At 63.3% G+C, this 19240-nt stretch carries 17 protein-coding genes; 8 read left to right on the top strand and 9 right to left on the bottom strand.

Annotation, left to right across the window (positions count from 1 at the left end):
- Positions 1 to 96: 96 nt before the first annotated feature.
- Positions 97 to 1539 carry a TrkH family potassium uptake protein gene (locus IU367_RS00905; RefSeq protein ID WP_274453199.1) on the top strand — a complete coding sequence of 481 codons (1443 nt, stop codon included), beginning with the start codon at positions 97 to 99 and terminating at the stop codon, positions 1537 to 1539.
- Positions 1540 to 1633: 94 nt separating this feature from the next.
- Here the strand turns inward: IU367_RS00905 and rmuC are convergent, their stop codons facing one another.
- Complete coding sequence (rmuC, locus tag IU367_RS00900; protein WP_274453198.1) at positions 1634 to 2974, bottom strand: DNA recombination protein RmuC; 1341 nt, start codon at positions 2972 to 2974, stop codon at positions 1634 to 1636.
- A complete protein-coding gene (locus tag IU367_RS00895) occupies positions 2971 to 3186 on the bottom strand; it encodes a hypothetical protein (protein ID WP_043136509.1) in 216 nt (71 codons plus the stop codon). The genes rmuC and IU367_RS00895 overlap by 4 nt, the downstream gene beginning before the upstream one ends.
- 138 nt (positions 3187 to 3324) lie before the next feature.
- Here IU367_RS00895 and IU367_RS00890 point away from each other — a divergent pair, with 138 nt between their 5' ends.
- On the top strand, positions 3325 to 3837 hold the full coding sequence (locus IU367_RS00890; protein ID WP_098981048.1) for a ferredoxin-type protein NapF: 513 nt from the start codon (positions 3325 to 3327) through the stop codon (positions 3835 to 3837).
- Between the two features lie 79 nt (positions 3838 to 3916).
- Here IU367_RS00890 and IU367_RS00885 read toward each other — a convergent pair whose 3' ends face one another.
- The 6 genes from IU367_RS00885 to aptA form a co-directional block, all read right to left on the bottom strand.
- Positions 3917 to 4369: an Rrf2 family transcriptional regulator gene (locus IU367_RS00885; protein ID WP_011704258.1), complete on the bottom strand. Its 453-nt coding sequence runs from the start codon at positions 4367 to 4369 to the stop codon at positions 3917 to 3919.
- A 297-nt stretch (positions 4370 to 4666) separates the two neighbouring features.
- The gene (locus IU367_RS00880) at positions 4667 to 5506 is read right to left on the bottom strand and encodes a PfkB family carbohydrate kinase (protein WP_043136515.1); all 840 of its coding nucleotides are present in this window, start codon (positions 5504 to 5506) and stop codon (positions 4667 to 4669) included.
- 118 nt (positions 5507 to 5624) lie between these two features.
- Positions 5625 to 6740: an alanine dehydrogenase gene (ald, locus tag IU367_RS00875; RefSeq protein ID WP_042866877.1), complete on the bottom strand. Its 1116-nt coding sequence runs from the start codon at positions 6738 to 6740 to the stop codon at positions 5625 to 5627.
- Complete coding sequence (locus tag IU367_RS00870) at positions 6737 to 7492, bottom strand: glutamine amidotransferase-related protein (protein ID WP_098981049.1); 756 nt, start codon at positions 7490 to 7492, stop codon at positions 6737 to 6739. Before IU367_RS00870 ends, ald begins: the two co-directional genes overlap by 4 nt.
- Before the next feature lie 83 nt (positions 7493 to 7575).
- The gene (locus IU367_RS00865) at positions 7576 to 9072 is read right to left on the bottom strand and encodes a CoA-acylating methylmalonate-semialdehyde dehydrogenase (RefSeq protein ID WP_274453197.1); all 1497 of its coding nucleotides are present in this window, start codon (positions 9070 to 9072) and stop codon (positions 7576 to 7578) included.
- 110 nt (positions 9073 to 9182) lie between these two features.
- Entirely contained in the window at positions 9183 to 10514 is a 1332-nt protein-coding gene (aptA, locus tag IU367_RS00860) for an omega-aminotransferase AptA (protein WP_042866871.1), read from the bottom strand.
- A gap of 185 nt (positions 10515 to 10699) precedes the next feature.
- Between aptA and IU367_RS00855 the strand changes: the two genes are divergently transcribed.
- From IU367_RS00855 to IU367_RS00830, 6 genes are all read left to right on the top strand, one after another.
- Positions 10700 to 11242 carry a cupin domain-containing protein gene (locus IU367_RS00855; RefSeq protein WP_043136526.1) on the top strand — a complete coding sequence of 181 codons (543 nt, stop codon included), beginning with the start codon at positions 10700 to 10702 and terminating at the stop codon, positions 11240 to 11242.
- Positions 11243 to 11445: 203 nt separating this feature from the next.
- Positions 11446 to 12942 (top strand): aldehyde dehydrogenase, encoded by a 1497-nt coding sequence (locus IU367_RS00850; protein ID WP_274453195.1) that lies wholly within the window; start codon positions 11446 to 11448, stop codon positions 12940 to 12942.
- Positions 12943 to 13091: 149 nt separating this feature from the next.
- The gene (locus tag IU367_RS00845; protein WP_165576249.1) at positions 13092 to 13241 is read left to right on the top strand and encodes a hypothetical protein; all 150 of its coding nucleotides are present in this window, start codon (positions 13092 to 13094) and stop codon (positions 13239 to 13241) included.
- A gap of 125 nt (positions 13242 to 13366) precedes the next feature.
- Positions 13367 to 14269, top strand: a complete 903-nt coding sequence (rarD, locus tag IU367_RS00840; RefSeq protein ID WP_103472668.1) for an EamA family transporter RarD — start codon at positions 13367 to 13369, stop codon at positions 14267 to 14269.
- Between the two features lie 67 nt (positions 14270 to 14336).
- Positions 14337 to 15155 carry an AraC family transcriptional regulator gene (locus tag IU367_RS00835; protein WP_098981052.1) on the top strand — a complete coding sequence of 273 codons (819 nt, stop codon included), beginning with the start codon at positions 14337 to 14339 and terminating at the stop codon, positions 15153 to 15155.
- Positions 15156 to 15272: 117 nt separating this feature from the next.
- Complete coding sequence (locus IU367_RS00830) at positions 15273 to 15920, top strand: LysE family translocator (protein ID WP_043141603.1); 648 nt, start codon at positions 15273 to 15275, stop codon at positions 15918 to 15920.
- A gap of 136 nt (positions 15921 to 16056) precedes the next feature.
- On the opposite strand, the gene mgtA is transcribed toward IU367_RS00830, so the two are convergent.
- Positions 16057 to 18819, bottom strand: a complete 2763-nt coding sequence (gene mgtA, locus IU367_RS00825) for a magnesium-translocating P-type ATPase (RefSeq protein WP_274453194.1) — start codon at positions 18817 to 18819, stop codon at positions 16057 to 16059.
- Positions 18820 to 19240 lie beyond the last annotated feature (421 nt).

Genomic DNA, 19240 nt, shown 5'->3' with positions numbered 1-19240 from the left:
TCTGCCCATGCATCCAGGCAGCGCAAACCAGACCCGGCACAGCCCCTACCAGGGATTGTCCGGGTCTTTTGTCAATCAACGACCAGGTTATCTTGCATGATCAAGCTGCGTCCCATCATCTTCACCCTAGGGCTGGTGCTCTCCAAGCTGGCCCTGTTCATGTGGCTGCCCACCCTGCTGGCCCTGCTCACCGGCTCCGAGGGGTTCGTCGAGTTCTTGAAATCCGTGCTGATCACCCACGGCGCGGCCCTGCTCTGCCTTCATTACGGCCGCAAGGCGGTGTTCCACCTCGGCGTGCGGGAGATGTTCCTGCTCACCACCTCGGTCTGGGTGGTGGCCTGCATCTTCGGCGCCCTGCCCTTCTTCTTCATCAACCACATCGACTTCACCGATGCCTACTTCGAGACCATGTCAGGGGTCACCACCACGGGATCCACAGTGCTGTCGGGGCTCGACGGCATGGCCCACAGCATCTTGCTGTGGCGCTCCATATTGCAGTGGCTGGGGGGTGTGGGTTTCATCGTGATGGCGGTGGCCGTGCTGCCCTACCTCAACGTGGGCGGCATGAAGCTGTTCCAGACCGAGAGCTCGGATTGGTCGGACAAGAGCGCGCCGCGCGCCAAGACGGTGGCCAACAACATAGTGGTGGTCTATCTGGTGCTCTCCATGCTCTGCTTCCTCGCCTACTGGGTGAGCGGCATGACGCTGTTCGAGGCGGTCAACCACTCGATGACCACCCTCAGCACCGGCGGCTACTCCACCTCGGATCAGTCCATGTCCCACTTCTCCCACTCGGCACACTGGATCGGCACCCTCTTCATGTTCCTCGGCGGCCTGCCCTTCCTGCTCTATGTGCAAGCCCTCTCCCGCCGTGACAACAGCCTGCTCAAGGATGCACAGGTGCAGGGCTTCTTCTGGCTGGTGATCTGGGTCACGGTCGTCGTCACCTTCTATCTGTGGATAAGGGACATTTACGGCTTCATGGATGCCTTGCGCATCAGCAGCTTCAACATAGTCTCAGTGCTCACCACCACAGGCTTCGGCCTCGGCGATTTCGGCACCTGGGGGCCGCTCACCAGCATCATCTTCATCATCTTGCTGGCACTGGGCGCCTGTTCCGGCTCCACCGCCGGCGGGCTCAAGATCTTCCGGGTACAGGTGGCGTTCGCCCTGTTCAAGAAACAGATGCGCCAGCTGATGCACCCCTCCGCCGTCTTCCCGCAGAAGTACAACGGTCGTCCGGTCAACGACGCCATCATCCGCTCCATGATCTCGTTCGTGCTGGCCTACTTCGCCGTCATACTGCTGATCGCCGCCCTACTCGCCGCCATCGGGCTGGATCCCCTGACCGCCATCTCGGGCTCCATCACCGCCGTGGCCAACGTGGGTCCCGGCATGGGCCCCGTCATAGGACCCAGCACCAACTTCGCCACCCTGCCGGACTCTGCCAAGTGGATACTGTCGTTCGGCATGCTGCTGGGGCGGCTCGAGATCCTGACAGTGGCCGTGCTCTTCTTCCCCTCCTTCTGGAAGCAGTGATCAAGTTGCACTCCGGAGTCCGCCGACAAACGAAAACAAGAAGGGCAGCCAATGGCTGCCCTTCTTCCTCTCATGCCGTGCATGACCATCCACCTCACTCGGCGGACTCTTCCCGCTCCAGCGCGCGGTTGACCAGCGGCTCGGGCAGCGTCTTGGTCACCTCGACCCCCAGCTCGCGGAAGCGCTCGGCCTGGGCGATCAAGTTGCCACGGCCGTTGACCAGCCGCCCCATCGCCTTGTCGTAGCTCTCCTGCGCCTTGTGCAGGCTGCCCCCCATCTGCTGCATCTCCTCCACGAACAACCGCAGCTTCTCGTAGAGGCGACCGGCCCGCTCGGCGATCTGGCGGGCATTCTGGTTCTGCCGCTCATAGCGCCACAGGTTCTCTATGGTGCGCAGCGCCACCATCAGGTTGGTGGGGCTCACCAGCAGTATATTGTTGTCGAGGCCGTAGCGCACCAGGGAGGGATCGGCCTCCACCGCGGTCAGAAAGGCGGGCTCCACCGCCACGAACATCAGCACATAGTCCAGGGTACGCACCCCGGGCAGTTGCTGGTAATCCTTGCGGCCCAGCTCGCGGATGTGGTTGCGCACCGAGGCGACGTGCTCCTTGAGCGCCACCGCCTTGCCCAGCTCGTCGTCCGCGTTGTACCAGCGCTCGTAGGCGGTCAGCGACACCTTGGCGTCTATGATGATGTCTTTTTCCTGGGGCAGGTGGACTATGACGTCGGGCTGGTAGCGTTTGCCCCTGTCCACCTCGATGTTGACCTGGGTATGGTACTCGTGGCCCTCGCGCAGGCCGCATTCGCTGAGGATGCGCGCCAGCACCACCTCACCCCAGTTGCCCTGCTGCTTGCTGTCCCCCTTGAGGGCGCGGGTCAGGGCCGCCGCCTCTTCGGTCATGCGGGCATTGAGCTCGGCCAGACGCTCCAGCTCGAACTTGAGGCTGTGGCGCTGGGCCGTCTCCTGGGCGTGGGTCTCTCCCACCTGACGACGAAAGCCCTCGAGCTGCTCTTTGAGCGGAGTCAGCAGCAGATCCAGGCTGTTCTGGTTCAGTTCGCGGAAGTTGCCGGAATTTTGTTCGAAGATACGGTTGGCGAGGTTTTCAAACTGCTGGCTGAGGCGCTGCTCCGCCTCCTGCTGCAGTTGCAGCTTCTCGGCGGCGGCCAGCCGCTCGCTGCGCAGGGTGGCTTCGGCATCCTTGAGGCGGGCAGTGAGCTTGATCAGCAGAGTCTGCTGCTGATCCAGCTTCTGCTGGCCCTGCATCCGCTCGTCCTGCAACTCGTCGAAGCGATCCTGCAGCGCCTGATGGCGCTCTTGTGCCAGCATCAGCTCCTGAGCCTGCGCCGTGGCGGCCCGACGCCCGATCAGCCAGCCAAGCCCGAGAGCCAGCACGGCGGCAGGCAACAAGATCCCCCAGAGCCCGGGCTCGATCATTTGCGGCTCCGCTGACGCAGGAAGAGCTCGAGGTAGCGGTTGAGCAACAGCCAGATCACCACATAGAGGAGGTAGGCGGCCAACACCACCCACTTGTGACTGTTAACCCCGGTATCGAGCTCGGCGAACTCTATATCCTTGATGCGGCAGTAGCCCCACATCAGCAGGGGGAAGATATACAACAGAGACGCACGCCACAGAAATAACCACATGAGTTCATTCAATCCCGCAAAAAGACTCGCCTAGCTTACACAAGGGCAACCCGGCTTGCGATCCTGGCCGGCGCTATTCTCTGGCTTGCCAGCCGAAACTTGGATAAAATTAACCCCTAATAGGTATCAGGGGTGAGCATGACTCATTTTTTCTGTCGATGGCTGACGCACGCATTGGGGGGCTCCCGCAAACCGGACGTGGTTTGTCACGAGGCACGCCCGCCCTGGGCCATCGAAGAGTCCCAGTACCTCTCCCTCTGCACCCGCTGCGGTGAATGCTTCAAGGCCTGTCCCAACGGCCTGCTCAAACCGGCAAGCCAGCCCGAGTACGAGGGGACCGCCATCGCCGGCACCCCAGTGCTGGATCTCGCCTGCGGCCAGTGCAGCTACTGCGGCAGCTGCGCCAGGGCCTGTCCGACCGGCGCCCTCGACCTGCAGTGGGGACGACAGGTGCAGACCCGGGTGCAGATAGAGGCGAGCTGTCAGGCCAAACAGGGCTTCTACTGCCTGCTGTGTGAAGATGCCTGCCCCCAGCAGGCGATCAAGGCCACCGCCGACGGCGTCAGCGTCAACATGGCGGCGTGCGATGGCTGCGGCGCCTGCGGCCTCGCCTGCTTCCATGGCGCCATCACCCTGATCCCCCAGCTCTGACCCGGGCCGCCACCCTAGTCTCAAATACCAGAAAGCAAAAAGGGGCCTGTGGGCCCCTTTGTCATGTCCGGCGCGGCGTTTATGCCATGGCCAGGATGGAATCCTGTTCGATGCCGAGCAGGTGGCAGAGCCGGGTCGGATCGCGCACCGCATCGGCCAGGGTGTACTCCCCCAGCACCTCGAGGAAGGCGTTCATGGCGCGGCGCAGTATGCCCTGGATGCGGCAGCCACCGGAGAGGCGGCAGTTCTCGCGCTTGCAATCCACCGGGCAGAGCACGTGTTCCATGTCCATCACCACATCGCGCAGGTTGATGGAGACGGCGGAGCGGCCGAGGCGGATGCCGCCATGCTTGCCACGTACCGTCTCTATGTACCCCTTGATGCCGAGCTGGTGCACTATCTTGACCACGTGGTTGCGGGAGATGGCAAAGGTATCGGCCACCTCAGTGATGGTCGACAGGCGATCTCCCGGCTGAACCGCCAAAAAAGTCAGGGTACGCAGGGCATAGTCGGTAAATCGTGTCAGTTGCATGGTCGCACTTGCCTCTTACTACAAGCCAGAAATCAGGACGACAACCTAAAGCTAAGAAGCGGGGCCGCGCTTCGCTTGCACGGAGTACGCATCTTAATCTGAGTCGTGGAGTGACAAGGTTAAGAGCAGCTCAGGCGGGTGTCGATGAAGATGCACATAAATCGACACTTTCTTTGATTGATCGCAAACTTGCAGGCTTAGTCCAAGGTTTGGGGTGTTTTTGGCGGCTAAATTCGCCTGTCTTCCCCACACACCCGAGTGGATTCACCTGCTCCATACGAAACCGTTTTTCAGGATTCAGTGAGGCTGCCTGAGCCAGTTTTTCAAGGCGCTGGAGGGAATCGAGCTCTCGGAGGCGACCGCGAAGGCCCCCCAATCCACCGCGCACTGCAGGGCATCCTGGATCGCCATGCCGCGGGCCAGCCCGTGAATGAGGCCGCCGGCGAACGCATCCCCCGCCCCCGTGGTGTCCACCACGGACACGGGCCGCGCCGCCACCCGGATCTGCTCCTCGCCGTGAATGGCCACGGCCCCTGCCTTGCCTTCGGTCAACACCAGCCACTCCAGCTGCTCTCCCGCCAGCTGGCGGGCATGCTGCCAGGGGTCGCTCACCTCGCCGAGATCGGAGCGGGAGGCCACCAACACGTGGCAGGGGCGGCGCGCCTGCCCGCCCTTGGGATACTGGGCCACCACGAAGCTCTTGCCGAGCATCTGTCGCATGTAGCCGATGATGGCGGTGCCGGGATAGTTCACGTAGAGGCAGTCCACCCCCTCCAGCGGCAAATCGCCGGGCAGATCGGGGCGCCTCGGCCGTCTGAGGATGGTGCGCTCGCCGGTGGAGTCCACCAGGATCAGCAGCTCGCCTGTCTCACCGCCGAACCGCTCCACGTGGGAGCAGTCCAGCCCATAGCTCGCCGCCTGCTCCAGCAGCCAGTCGCCCGCCTCATCCAGCCCGATGCGGGAGGCTATGGTCACCTCGTGGCCGGCCCACACCAGCCCTATGCCGGTGTTGGCGGCGCCGCCCCCCAGCCGGCGGCCCTGATCCACGTATTGCAGGCGGGCTCCGGCCACCAGGGGTTCGGAGAGGGAGAGCACATGATCACAGTTGAGATTGGCGAGCAGCAGAATACGGGACATGGAGAGACCTCACTGACAAGGGATCCCAGTATATGAGAAAGGGCCCTGACGGCCCTCCCTGAAATCGCGGGGTTTGTGAGCCCGCTCGACGTTTGCCGGCCAGCTTCACGCTGCGGCGTCAGCCCAGCACGGACTCGGCGCTGACGTACTCGTAGCCGAGCGCCTGGGCCACCGCCGCCTGGGTGATCTTGCCCTTGAACACGTTGAGACCGGCCCGCAGGTGCTTGTCATCCCTGAGCGCCTGGGCGTAGCCCTTGTCGGCCAGCGCCAGCACGAACGGCAGGGTGGCATTGGTCAGGGCGAAGGTGGAGGTACGCGCCACGCCGCCCGGCATGTTGGCCACGCAGTAGTGAATGATGCCGTCCACCACATAGGTGGGCTCCTCGTGGGTGGTCGGGTGGGAGGTCTCGAAACAGCCGCCCTGATCGATGGCCACGTCCACCAGCACCGAGCCCTTGCGCATCAGCTTGAGCATGTCGCGGGTCAGCAGCCTGGGCGCCGCCGCCCCCGGGATCAGCACGGCGCCGATCACCAGATCCGCCTGGGCGATGCAGGCCTCGATATTGGTGCGAGTGGAGTAAAGCGTCTTGAGGGCCGGGCCATAGAGGCTGTCCAGCTCCCGCAGCCGCGGCAGGGAACGATCCAGAATGGTGACATCGGCTCCCAGTCCCAGCGCCATGCGCGCCGAGTTGACGCCAACCACACCGCCCCCCAACACCACCACCTTGGCGGGCGCCACCGCGGGTACGCCACCGAGCAGGGTGCCATTGCCCCCCTGCGCCTTCTCCAGGCTGTGGGCCCCGGCCTGGATCGCCATCCGCCCCGCCACCTCTGACATGGGCGCCAGCAGCGGCAGGCCGCCGCGCTCGTCAGTCACCGTCTCGTAGGCGATGGCCACAGCCCCCGAGTGCACCAGCAGCTGGGTCTGCACCGGATCCGGCGCCAGGTGCAGATAGGTGAACAGCAGCTGATCCGGCCTGAGCAGTTCACACTCCTCCGGCTGGGGCTCCTTCACCTTCACTATCATCTCGGCCCGGGCAAAGATCTCCGCCGCGCTGGCCACCAGTTCGGCCCCGGCCGCCTGGTACTCGGCATCGGACAGTCCGATCGCCTCGCCTCCCTGCTGTTGCACCAGGACCTTGTGTCCCCGGGCCGCCAGCTCCTGCACTCCGGCGGGAGTCATGCCGACCCGGTATTCATGGTTTTTGATTTCCTTGGGTACGCCAATAATCATGCTCGCTCTCCTGCTGTGATCCCGCCGGTCGCTCCTTCGCCACCGGGCAGTATGCCCAAAAATTGCAACAGCCACTGCATCATGGTGGCCGAGTCCACCTCCCCCTCCAGCGAGGAAAGGCTGCGCTGATAGCGGTCGTCGGACAGAAAGTCCCGCCGCCGCTCGATCAGCGCCCGGTTGTACTCCACCGAAAACTCCGGATGTCCCTGAATCGCGACTATGTGATCCCCCTGCAAGAACATGAAGTTGGGACAAAAATCGTTACCCGCCAGCCGGATCGCGCCCGGCGGCAGCTGCTCGACCTGATCCTGGTGACTGGCCAGGATCCGGATGGTGTCCAGCCCGGGCTGCATCCAGGCTCCGGTCGCCAGCATGGGATGAACTGAGACGCCGAGCCCCCAGCCCTTGGTGGATTTCACCACCTCGCCCCCCAGCGCCTGGGCGATCACCTGATGGCCGAAGCAGACTCCGGCCAGCTTGACGTCGGCATCGTGGGCCTGGCGGATCCAGCCGCGCAGCGCCTGGATCCAGGGCAGATCGCTGTAGGCATCGTGACGCGAACCCGTGATGAGCCAGGCATCGCACCCGTGCAGGTCGTCCGGCAGCTCGCCATCGAGCGCCGACCAGACCCGAAACTCCAGCCCGGGGGCCAGGGCCCGAAAGCCCTTGATAAACATCTCGGAGTAAACGGGGCCGAAATCACCCGCCAAATCGGGGTCCAGCCGGTCACAATCGAGAATTCCCAGTCGCATCTGTAACTCCTTTACAGAGATTGCCCCCGCAGAGCTATGGCCTGCGGGGGCAACAAGTTAGGCCATGGCAGCGTGCCTGCGCGTCACTTCATGGTCGGCATGGAGAACTCGGCGCCGGCGCGCAGGCTCTGTGGCCAGCGCGCCGTCACCGTCTTCATCCGGGTGTAGAAACGCACCCCATCCGGCCCGTGCATGTTGAGCGGCCCGAAGATGGACCGCTTCCAGCCACCGAAGCTGTGAAACGCCATGGGCACTGGGATGGGGACGTTCACCCCTACCATACCGACCTGAACCCTGGCGGTGAAGTCCCGCGCGGTATCGCCGTCGCAAGTAAAGATGGCGGTGCCGTTGCCGTACTCGTGTTCGTTGATGAGCCTGAGCGCCGTCTCGTAATCCGGGGCCCGCACTATGGCCAGTACGGGGCCGAAGATCTCCTCCCGGTAGATGCGCATTTCGGGGCTCACCCGGTCGAACAGGCTGCCACCGATAAAGTAACCTTCCCCGTGACTCACGCCGCGACCATCGACCCGCAACTGGGCCCCCTCGGCCACCCCCTGATCCACGTAAGCGCGCACCTTGGCCAGATGTTCACGACTGATCAGGGGCCCCATCTCGCTCTCCGGGCTCTGACCCAGACCCGGCCCGACCCTGAGTTGCGCCACCAGTGGCGAAAGCTTGGCCACCAGCGCATCGGCTGTCTCATCCCCCACCACCACGGCCACCGAGATCGCCATGCAGCGCTCACCGGCGGCGCCATAGGCCGCCCCCATCAGGGCGGAAATTGCCTGATCGAGATCCGCATCCGGCATCACCAGCATGTGGTTCTTGGCGCCGCCCAGCGCCTGTACCCGCTTGCCGTGGGCCGAGGCGGTGGCATAGATGTACTGGGCTATGGGGGTGGAACCGACAAACGACACGGCGCCGACCCGCGGATCGGTCAGCAGCACGTCCACCACCTCCTTGTCGCCGTTGACCACGTTGAGCACACCGTCCGGCAGACCGGCCTGCTTGAGCAGCTCGGCCATGCGCAGGGAGAGGGACGGATCCTTCTCGGACGGCTTGAGAATGAAGGTGTTGCCGCAGGCGATGGCCACCGGGAACATCCAGAGCGGCACCATGGCCGGGAAGTTGAACGGCGTGATGCCGGCGCACACCCCCACCGGCTGCATCATGGAGTGGCTGTCCACCCCGCGGCCCACGTTGAGGGAGTGCTCCCCCTTGAGCAGATGGGGGATGCCGCAGGCAAACTCCACCACCTCCAGCCCGCGAGTCAGCTCCCCTTGGGCGTCGGAGAAGACCTTGCCGTGCTCGCGGCTGATCAGCCGGGCCAGATCATCCCTGTGCTGCTCCATCAGCTCCTTGAAGCGAAACAGCACCCTGGCCCGTACCAGCGGCGGGGTCTGCGACCAGTCGGCGAAGGCGCGCTCCGCCACGGCAATGGCCTCGCCGCATTCGGCGGCCGTGCTGAGCACCACCTGACCCTGCTGCTGGCCGGTGGCCGGGTTGAAGATGGCACCGAAGCGCTCGCTGCGACTCTCTGTCGTCTCGCCGTTGATAAAGTTGCTGACCCTGTATGTCATAAATCCTCCGTGATGGTTAATCCGTCTCTCCCTGCGCCGTCTCGCGCGAGCCGGGCACAGGGAGATGGCGCCCAAATCCGGGGCGCCATGCAATTCAAGGTGAAAATCGGTTACGCCTGCGTCTGCAACACGTCCTGCAGCAGGGTGAAGAGATCGTCTATCTGGCTGCGCTCCATGATGAGGGGCGGCGACAGGGCTATGATGTCGCCGGTGACGCGGACAAGCGCCCCCTTCTCGAAGCAGCGCACGAACACCTCGTAGGCACGCTTGCCCGGCGCATCCGGCAGGGATTCGAGCTCTATGCCCGCCACCAGTCCGTAGTTGCGCACGTCCTTCACATGCTTGCAGCCCTTGAGGGAATGGGCCGCCTCCTCCCAGTAGCCCGCCAGATCGGCGGCGCGGGTCAGCAGGTTCTCGTTGCGATAGATCTCGAGGGTCGCCAGCGCGGCGGCGGCGGCCACAGGGTGACCCGAATAGGTGTAGCCGTGGAACAGCTCGATGGCACCCTTGCCGGCGGCCATCATGTCGTCATAGATGCCGTTGCTCACCAGCACGGCCCCCATGGGGATGGCGCCGTTGGTGAGCCCCTTGGCGCAGGTGATCATGTCGGGCATGACATCGAACTCCTGGGCGGCGAAGGGGGAGCCGAGGCGACCGAAGCCGGTGATCACCTCGTCGAAGATCAGCAAGATGCCGTGTTTGGTGCAGATCTCCCTCAGCCGCTTGAGGTAGCCCTTGGGCGGCATGATGACACCCGTACTGCCGGCTATGGGTTCGACTATGACGGCCGCTATGTTGCTGGCATCGTGCAGGAAGACTATCTTCTCCAGCTCGTCGGCCAGGGTCAGATCTTCATCGGGCAGCCCCCTGGTGAAGGCATGCTTGGCGATGTTGAGGGTGTGGGGCAGGTGATCCACCCCGGTCAGCAGAGAGCCGAACCACTTGCGGTTGCCGGGAATCCCCCCCACTGAGATGCCGCCGAAACCAACCCCGTGATAGCCGCGCTCGCGACCAATCAGCCGGGTGCGGGTGCCCTGCCCCCGCGCCCGCTGCCAGGCCAGCGCAATCTTGAGCGCCGTGTCCACGGCTTCCGAGCCCGAGTTGGTATAGAAGACATGGCCCAGCCCCTTGGGGGCTATCTCCACCAGCCGGTTGGCCAGCTCGAACGGCAGGGGGTGCCCCATCTGGAACGTCGGCGCAAAGTCGAGGTGGGAAATCTGCTGGGAGACAGCCTCTGCTATCTCGCGGCGACCATGGCCCGCGTTGCAACACCAGAGCCCGGCTGTGCCATCCAGTATCTTGCGGCCATCCTCTGAGTGATAATACATCCCCTCTGCCGACTTCAGGATGCGCGGCGCCGCCTTGAATTGCTGGTTGGCGGTAAACGGCATCCAGAAGGCGGACATGTCGGAGGGCGTATTGATGTCGCTGATCGGTTTCATGGTCACCTCATCCTTAAGGTGTTTAGTAACTATCGGCTTATGCCTATTAAATTAAACACCTAAATTCCTAAAAAGGGGCTCATTATCGCCCCATCTGGTGCCACCCCTAGCTGATACATGAGCAGGGTGGTATAAGATATTTAACACAATTTTAATAATAGTAAACAGTCAAGGAGTGTCTATTGATGGATATAGGTCACCGCCTCAAGGCGGTTCGCACCAAGGCGGCCCTCTCCCAGCGCGAGCTGGCGAAACGCTCCGGTGTGACCAACGGTTTTATCTCCCAGATCGAGAAAAATCAGGTGAGCCCCTCGGTCTCCTCACTGCGCAAGGTGCTGGAAGGTATCCCCATGTCCCTGGCCAGCTTCTTCACCGAAGAGACAGAGATGGGAACCGAGGTGATCTTCCGCGCCAGCGACATGCCGGATCTCGGCACCCATCCCATCAGCTACCGGCTGGTTGGCCACAGCCGCGCCAACCGTGCCATCGGCATGATGCAGGAGATACTGCCGCCGGGTGCCGACACGGGTGACGACATGCTGAGCCACGAGGGAGAAGAGTGCGGCATCATCATCCGGGGCACGGTCGAGGTCACAGTCGGCGAGCAGATCCACCAGCTGGCGGCGGGTGATGGCTACTACTTCGACAGCCGTACCCCGCACCGTTTTCGCAACGTGGGCGAGCAGGAGTGCGTGCTGATCTCCGCCAACACCCCGGCCAGTTTCTAAGGCCATTCAACGGCGTTCACGCCGATCGCTGACGCCTTGCCCCGGCCGGTTTCTCGCTCATGGCGAGTGACAAGGATGGCCGCCATTGCCGGGGATAAAGGGGCAAGTGTTTAATGAATTGTTACAGAATGGATTTACAAGCGGCAAGATGTTTAGCATATTGATACGCGGAGACCAATTCTTTGCCGGTTCAAGGAGTGAACATGAGTGACCTGACCCTGGCCCAGTGGCAACACAAGGCCGCCCATCTGACCCTGCCCTCGCAAGCCTTCATCGACGGCAGCTACCGGGACGCCATCAATGGCGCCACCTTCGACTGCATCAACCCGGCCAATGGCCAGCTGCTGACCAAGGTCGCCGCCTGCGACGCCGCGGATGCCGAGCTGGCGGTGCAAGCCGCCCGCGCCGCATTCAGTGACAAACGCTGGAGCGGGCTGGCCCCGAAACAGCGCAAGCTGATCATGCAACGCTTTGCCGAGCTGATGCGCCTCAACAAGGTGGAGCTGGCGCTGCTGGAGTCGCTGGACATGGGCAAGCCCATCGGCGATGCCATGGGATATGACGCCCCCGCCGCCGCCAACTGCATCGCCTGGAACGCCGAGGCCATCGACAAGATCTACGATCAGGTCGCCCCGGTGGAAGAGTCCGCGCTGGCGCTGGTGACCCGCGAGGCACTCGGGGTGGTCGCCGCCATAGTGCCCTGGAACTTCCCGCTGGTGATGGCCTGCTGGAAGCTGGGCCCGGCGCTGGCCACCGGCAACTCCGTCATCCTCAAGCCCTCCGAGAAATCCCCCCTCACCGCCCTGCGCATCGCCGGGATCGCGAAAGAGGCGGGCATTCCGGATGGCGTGTTCAACGTGCTGCCGGGCTTTGGCCATACGGTGGGCGAGGCGCTGGCCATGCACATGGACGTGGATTGCATCACCTTCACCGGCTCCACCCGGATCGGCAAACATCTGGTGGAGTGCTCCGGCAAGTCGAATCTCAAGCGCGCCTTTATGGAGTGTGGCGGCAAGAGCCCCAACATCATACTGGCGGACGCGCCGGATCTGGACGCCGCCGCCAAGAGTGCCGCCGGCGCCATCTTCTACAACCAGGGCGAGGTGTGTACCGCCGCCTCCCGCCTGCTGGTGCAAAACAGCATCAAGCCGCAGTTCATGGAACGGCTGCTGGCCCATGCCCGCGAGTGGATCTCCGCCAACCCACTCGATCCCGCCACCCGCATCGGCGCCATGGTCGATAGCATCCAGATGGAGCAGGTGCTGCGCTATATCGAGATTGGCAAACAGGAAGGGGCCAAGCTGCTGCTGGGGGGCAAGCGCACCCACACCGAGAGCGGCGGCTTCTATGTCGAGCCCACGATTTTTGACGAGGTGACGCCCGAGATGCGCATCTTCCGCGAGGAGATCTTCGGCCCCGTGCTGGCGGTAACCGGCTTCGACACGCTCGAAGAAGCCATAGCGCTCGGCAACGACAGCGACTACGGTCTGGCCGCGGCGCTCTGGACGGCGGATCTGAACAAGGCGATCAAGGGCTCCCGCGCCCTGCGCGCCGGCACAGTGTTCGTCAACAACTGGGATGGCGGCGACATGACGATGCCGTTCGGCGGTTTTAAGCAGTCCGGCAACGGCCGCGACAAGTCGCTGCACGCCCTGGATAAGTACACAGAGCTGAAAAGCACCTGGATCCAGCTCGAATAGCATCAGAAATGACGCTCATCTAGCGAATTGGGGGAGAAATCCCCCTTTTTCATTTTTACCCTTTCATCGCCCGCCTCAATCGATATAATCATCAAATAGACAAGCCCTTAAATATAAAGATAAAAATGTTATTTTTTCTGGGAAGTGTAGTGTTTCTGGTGATAGGACTGCCGCTGCTGTTCTACATGCTGGGGCAAGGTGAGGCCTATGTGACCTGGGGTCCGTGGATCTCCGCCATCGCACTCATGCTGTGGTTGCTGCTGGACGTCGAGAAGATCCGTCGCGGCGGGGGCCGCTGAGCAGAGCAAACCGCCGTTAAAATCCGCTGATCATCATTTATTCACTTCTTTCCCTCCAAAAGGATCGCTACACTGATTTTTTGCGATGTTTTCCAGCATCCGACTCTCCAGTGAAGGTTATCCACATGCAGCAACAAGCTCAGCGTCAGGGCATCATCTATGCCTTGTGCGCCTATACCCTTTGGGGTCTGGCCCCCATCTACTTCAAGACCATCTCGGCCGTACCGGCCGCCGAAATCCTGACCCACCGCATGATCTGGTCCTGCGTCCTGCTGCTGGTGCTGACCCTGATCGGCCGTCAGTGGCACAAGGTGCAGGCGGTGCTGCGCCAGCCAAAAGTGCTGCTCACCCTGGCCTTCACCTCCATCACGGTCGGCGGCAACTGGCTGCTGTTCATCTGGGCCATCAACAACGGTCACATGCTGGATGCCAGCCTAGGCTACTACATCAATCCGCTGTTCAACGTGCTGCTCGGCATGCTGTTCCTGAGCGAGCAGCTGCGCCGCCTGCAGTGGTGGGCGGTGGGACTGGCGGTGATCGGGGTCGCCGTCCAGCTCATCGCCTTCGGCTCCCTGCCCTGGATAGCCCTGGTGCTGGCGTCGAGCTTTGCCATCTACGGCCTGATCCGCAAGAAGCTGGCCCTCGATGCCCTCACAGGCCTGCTGATCGAGACCATGATCATGCTGCCGCCGGCCGCCATCTACCTGTGGGGATTCGCCGACAGTCCCACCAGCCATCTCACCGAAAATAACTGGCACCTCAACCTGCTGCTGATCGCCGCCGGTGCCGTCACCACGGCGCCCCTGCTCTGCTTCACCGCCGCCGCCACCCGGCTCAAGCTCTCCACCCTGGGTTTCTTCCAGTACATAGGCCCCAGCCTGATGTTCATACTGGCGGTCACCCTCTACGGGGAAGAGCTGGCGCTGGACAAGCTGATCACCTTCGGCTGCATCTGGAGTGCGCTTGTGCTGTTCAGCCTGGACGGGCTGCGCAGCGGCAAGCGGCGCCGGGCTGCCAGTCAGGATTGACGGCATGGCGCGTCGGCACTGCAATAATCTACAAGCCAATATTCGGGTTTCAGGTTATCAATAGTCGATGAGCGCTCCCCAATCCCGCATCCATTACTGGCAATCCCGGCTGCTGCCGGGGGTTGAACTCTCCCACTCCCACCACAGGGAGTTCAGCTATGGCCGCCACGTTCACCTGGACTATCACATAGGTCTGGTGCAGCAGGGCGGCCAGAAATTCATCCACAAGGGCAGCAGCCACAATCTGGTGCGCGGCGAGCTCTCCACCGTCAACCCGGACGAGATGCACGACGGCCTCAGTCTGCTGCCGGAAGGGTACGAGGTGCGGGTGTTCGCCATCGCCCCCGAGCAGCTGGCGCGCTGGCTGCCGGACAGCCCCGAGCCCTTCTTCGACAAGGGCTTGCAGAGCCGTCCCGACCTCTATCAGGGCTTCGCCCGGCTGCACATGTATCTGGACACCCCCCAGGCGGACGGCCTGCTGGCCGAGAGCCAACTGCTGGGCCTGCTCGGCGAGCTGTTGCACATAGCGCCGGAGCGCCACGCCCTGGCGGATCCCCAGCTCAGATACCTGCGCGACTATCTGCTGGCCCGGCTGGATGAGCGCCACAGCCTGGAGGATCTGGCCGCCCTGTTCGGACTGGATCGCTTCGCCTTCCTGCGCCAGTTCAAGAAGAAGACCGGCATGACCCCCTACGCCTGGCTCAAGCGGTTGCGACTGGAGCAGGGCAAGCGCCTGCTCGGCAGCGGCCTGCCGGTGAGCGAGGTGGCGCTGGCGGTCGGCTTCTTCGATCAGAGCCACTTCCACCACGGTTTCCGGCAGGCCTTCGGGCTGACCCCCGCCGATTACCGCCAGCAGATGCAGTCTTTTACCAGCCAGCCCGGCTAGCCAGGGGCCATGACAGGCCAGCCCGGCCGATAACCATCAACAGCTGCAATCTTTTACAATCGCCTCCCCGCCCTGATCCCCCATGCTGTCACCTCATACCGTCATCGAGGTTTTGCCATGTTCACCAGCCTGTTTCTGACCATAGGTCTCATCCATCTGATCGCCCTGGCGAGCCCGGGGCCGGACTTCGCGCTGATCCTGCGTACCAGCCTGCACAGGCCCACGGCCCTGGGGGCGGCGCTCGGCATAGCACTGGCCATCTTGCTGCACGCCACCCTCAGCCTGACCGGCATCAGCCTGCTGATCGCCGAACATCCCTGGCTCTTCATGGCGGTGAAGGTGGTCGGCGCCCTCTATCTGGGCTGGCTCGGCTGGGGGGCGCTCAAGGCCGCCTGGCACAGCTCGGCAACACTGGCGCTCAAGGCTGGCGGTGAGCAGCAAGGCTGGCGCAAGGGGATATGGAGCGGGCTTGCCACCAATCTGCTCAATCCCAAGGCGCTGCTGTTCTTCATGGGACTGCTGGCGGCCATGGTGACGCCGCAGGTGGACGGCCTGACGCGCGGCCTGCTGGTGCTGGAACTGTTCCTGCTCTCTCTGGTCTGGTTCGGCGTGCTGGCCTGGAGCCTCTCCACCCCGCGGGCCCAACGCCTGCTTGGCCGGATCCAGCGTCCGCTCAATCTGGTCACGGGTCTGCTGTTCGGCGCCGTCAGCCTCTCCATCCTGACCGGCATGGCCGGCGAGGCCTATGCCCTGGTCCCGCACTGACCTCCTCCCGACCCCATGAAAAAGAGGGATGGCCTGAGCCATCCCTCTTTGCGTTCACACAGATAAAAATCCGCATGGCAGTCTGGTTCACACCGGGCACCACTGACGCTGGTACCTGATGGCCAGGCTTATCCCATCAGAACCACTGGCCGTGGCGCTTGATGTAGATGGTCTTGATCGCCTGGGTCAGCCCCATGTAGGCCAGCATGGTGATCACCAGCCACATGAAGTACTTGGGCGCTTCCAATGTGATGAAACCGAAGTGCTCCGCCAGCGGCGAGAACGGCAGGTAGCAGCCGATGGCGATGGCGATGGAGGTCGACAACAGCACCGGCAGGGTAGCCGTACTCTGCAGGAAGGGGATCTTGCGGGTCCGCAGCATGTGCACCACCAGGGTCTGGGAGACCAGCCCCTCGATGAACCAGCCCGAGTTCATGATGGCCTGACCGTTGACCAGGGGATCCATGCTGCCGTTGGCGGTGGCATACATGGCGCCGGCTCCGAACACGAACCACATCAGGCAGAAGGTGCTGATGTCGAACACCGAGGAGGTCGGGCCCAGCCACAGCATGAAGCGCTTGATGTTGCTGGCCTCCCACTTGCGCGGACGCTTGAGGAACTCGGGATCCATCTTGTCCCAGGGCAGCAGCATCTGGGAGACGTCATACACCAGGTTCTGGATCAGCATCTGCATCGCCAGCATGGGCGCCCAGGGCAGCCAGGCAGAGGCGACCAGCACCGAGAAGACGTTGCCGAAGTTGGAGCTGGCGGTCATGTTGAGGTACTTGAGGATGTTGCCGAAGGTCTCGCGTCCCTTGACCACCCCCTCTTCCAGCACCATCAGGCTCTTCTCCAGCAAGATGATGTCGGCCGTCTCCTTGGCGATGTCGGCGCCGCTGTCCACCGAGATCCCCACGTCCGCATCCCGCAGCGCCGGGGCGTCGTTGATGCCGTCACCGAGGAAACCGACCGTGTTGCCGTTGGCCTGCAACGCCTTCACCACCCGCGACTTCTGCAGCGGGGTGAGCTTGGCGAAGATGGTGGTGTGCTTGACGACTGTGCACAGGGCCACGTCGTCCATCACCTCTATGTCCTTGCCAAGCAGGGGCACCCCAGGGTTCAGCCCCACATCGCGACACACCTTGCTGGTGATGATGGGGTTGTCGCCGGTCAGCACCTTGACCGCCACGCCGTAGTCGTTCAGCGCACGTATGGCCGGGGCGGCCGAATCCTTGGGCGGATCGAAGAAGGTGAGGAAGCCGCGCACCACCAGCTTGACCTCGTCACTGGTGCGGTAGCTCTGCTTGCACTCGGCGGCCGGGATATCGCGGGTCGCCACTATCAGCACCCGATAACCGTCGGCGTTGTACTCCTCGCTGCGGCGCAGCAGGGCACGGCGCTCAATCTCATCCAGCTCGCGGATCTGCTTGCCGTCGTCGATGTGGCTGGAGACGGAGAGCATCTCCTCGACCGCCCCCTTGGAGACCATCAGCTGCTGGCCACTCTCATCCTGCACTATCACCGACAGGCGGCGGCGCACGAAGTCGAACGGCAGCTCATCCACCTTGCTGTAGCCAGCCGGCTTGCAGCCCGCACCCAGCGCATCGGCGTGCTCTATGACGGCTATGTCCATCAGGTTCTTCATGCCGCTCTGGTGATGGCTGTTGAGCCAGGCCAGCTGCAGTATCCTGTCGTCCCGGCTGCCGCGCACGTCGTAGTGGTGCTCCAGAATGATCTTGTCCTGGGTCAGGGTGCCTGTCTTGTCGGTGCAGAGCACATCCATGGCGCCAAAGTTCTGCACCGAGTTGAGCCGCTTGACCACCACCTTGCGCTTGGCCATGGCCACGGCGCCCCGCGCCAGGTTGGCGGAGACTATCATGGGCAGCATCTCCGGGGTCAGCCCCACCGCCACCGCCAGCGCGAAGGTCAGCGCCGACATCCAGTCACCGCTGCTGACGCCGCTCAGCATGAAGACCACGGGCACCATCACCAGCATGAAGCGGATCAGCAGCCTGGTGACGCTGTTCACGCCGCGATCGAAGCTGGTTTCGATGCGCTTGTGGCTTACCACGTTGCGGGCCAGCGAACCGAAGTAGGTGTCACTGCCGGTTGCCACCACCACCGCCTTGGCGGTGCCGCTTACCACGTTGGTGCCCATGAAGCAGATGTTGGGCAGGTCGAGCAGGCCCACCTCCCCCGTGCTGCTGCCGTCCGCCGACTTCTCGGCCACGGCCCCCAGGGTGTCGTATTTCTCCACCGGCAGGGCCTCGCCGGTCAGCACCGCCTGACTGATGAAGAGATCGCGGGATTCGATCAGCTTGATGTCGGCCGGGATCATGTCCCCCGCCTGCAGGTGCACTATGTCACCGGCCACCAGCTCGACCATCGCCACTTCCTTGCGCAGGGAGGGGGCTCCCGGCGAAGGGCGGCGCTGCACTGTGGCGGTGTTGCGCACCAGCGACTTGAGGGTTTCGGCCGCCTTGGCCGAGCGGTACTCCTGCCAGAAGCGGAGCAGGCCGCTCAGGCTGACCATGACGCCGAGGATGATCACCTTGACCCAATCCTCGTCACCCGGCTCGGCCATCAGCACGTCCATCACGTAGCTGACCAGTCCGAGCACGATCAGCACCATCACGAAGGGGTTCTTGAACGCCTGCATCAGCTGGATCAGCGGATGGGGCGGCTTGTCGTGGGTCACCTCGTTGGGGCCGAACTGGACCAGACGGTTGGCCGCCTCGGTCGAGGTCAGGCCGTCGACATTGCCGCGCACGGCTGTGAGGGTGTACTCGAGAGACTTGTCGGCCTCGTCGAGCACCCGGGAGGAGAGCTTCTCATTGGCACGGCCCGGGGACACGAATCCCTGCTGCTTGTGCCGGCTGGCGGTATGTTGTTGCTTCATAACTCTTTTATCCTGATTTTCGCTTGCAGCAAGGCCCTGTCGCGGGCCAGGCCAGGCGTCAGTACTGATGTGAGACAGGCAATGGGCCCCCGGCTGGCGCAGGCGCGGCATGGCGCCGCCCGCAGGACATGCCGCCAGACGGCGTGTCTGTCGGGCAAGCTTGCCAGCAGGTAGGGGCTATCAGGGATCAGGACTCCGCATCCTGTTACCCGCAGGGGGATCAGGCGTGGGGAGGCGTGGACCCCGAGGGTCGAGGCTTGGGCTCTTCGGTCATACGATATCCTCCGAGTGGGGTGGAGAGAGTCGGGCGCGGCCACTGACAGCCAGATGCACTGTCGCTGGCGGGCATGACCCGCGGGTCTGCATTATCGGCGGATGAGTCCGGTGATCCCGCCACCAGGGCGGCATACACCCATAAAGG

Origin of the sequence: Aeromonas bestiarum, from assembly GCF_028751155.1 — a bacterium.
GTDB lineage: Bacteria > Pseudomonadota > Gammaproteobacteria > Enterobacterales > Aeromonadaceae > Aeromonas > Aeromonas bestiarum.
Note: the sequence above shows the minus strand (reverse complement) of the source record. Positions and strands in the feature narration are given on the sequence as shown.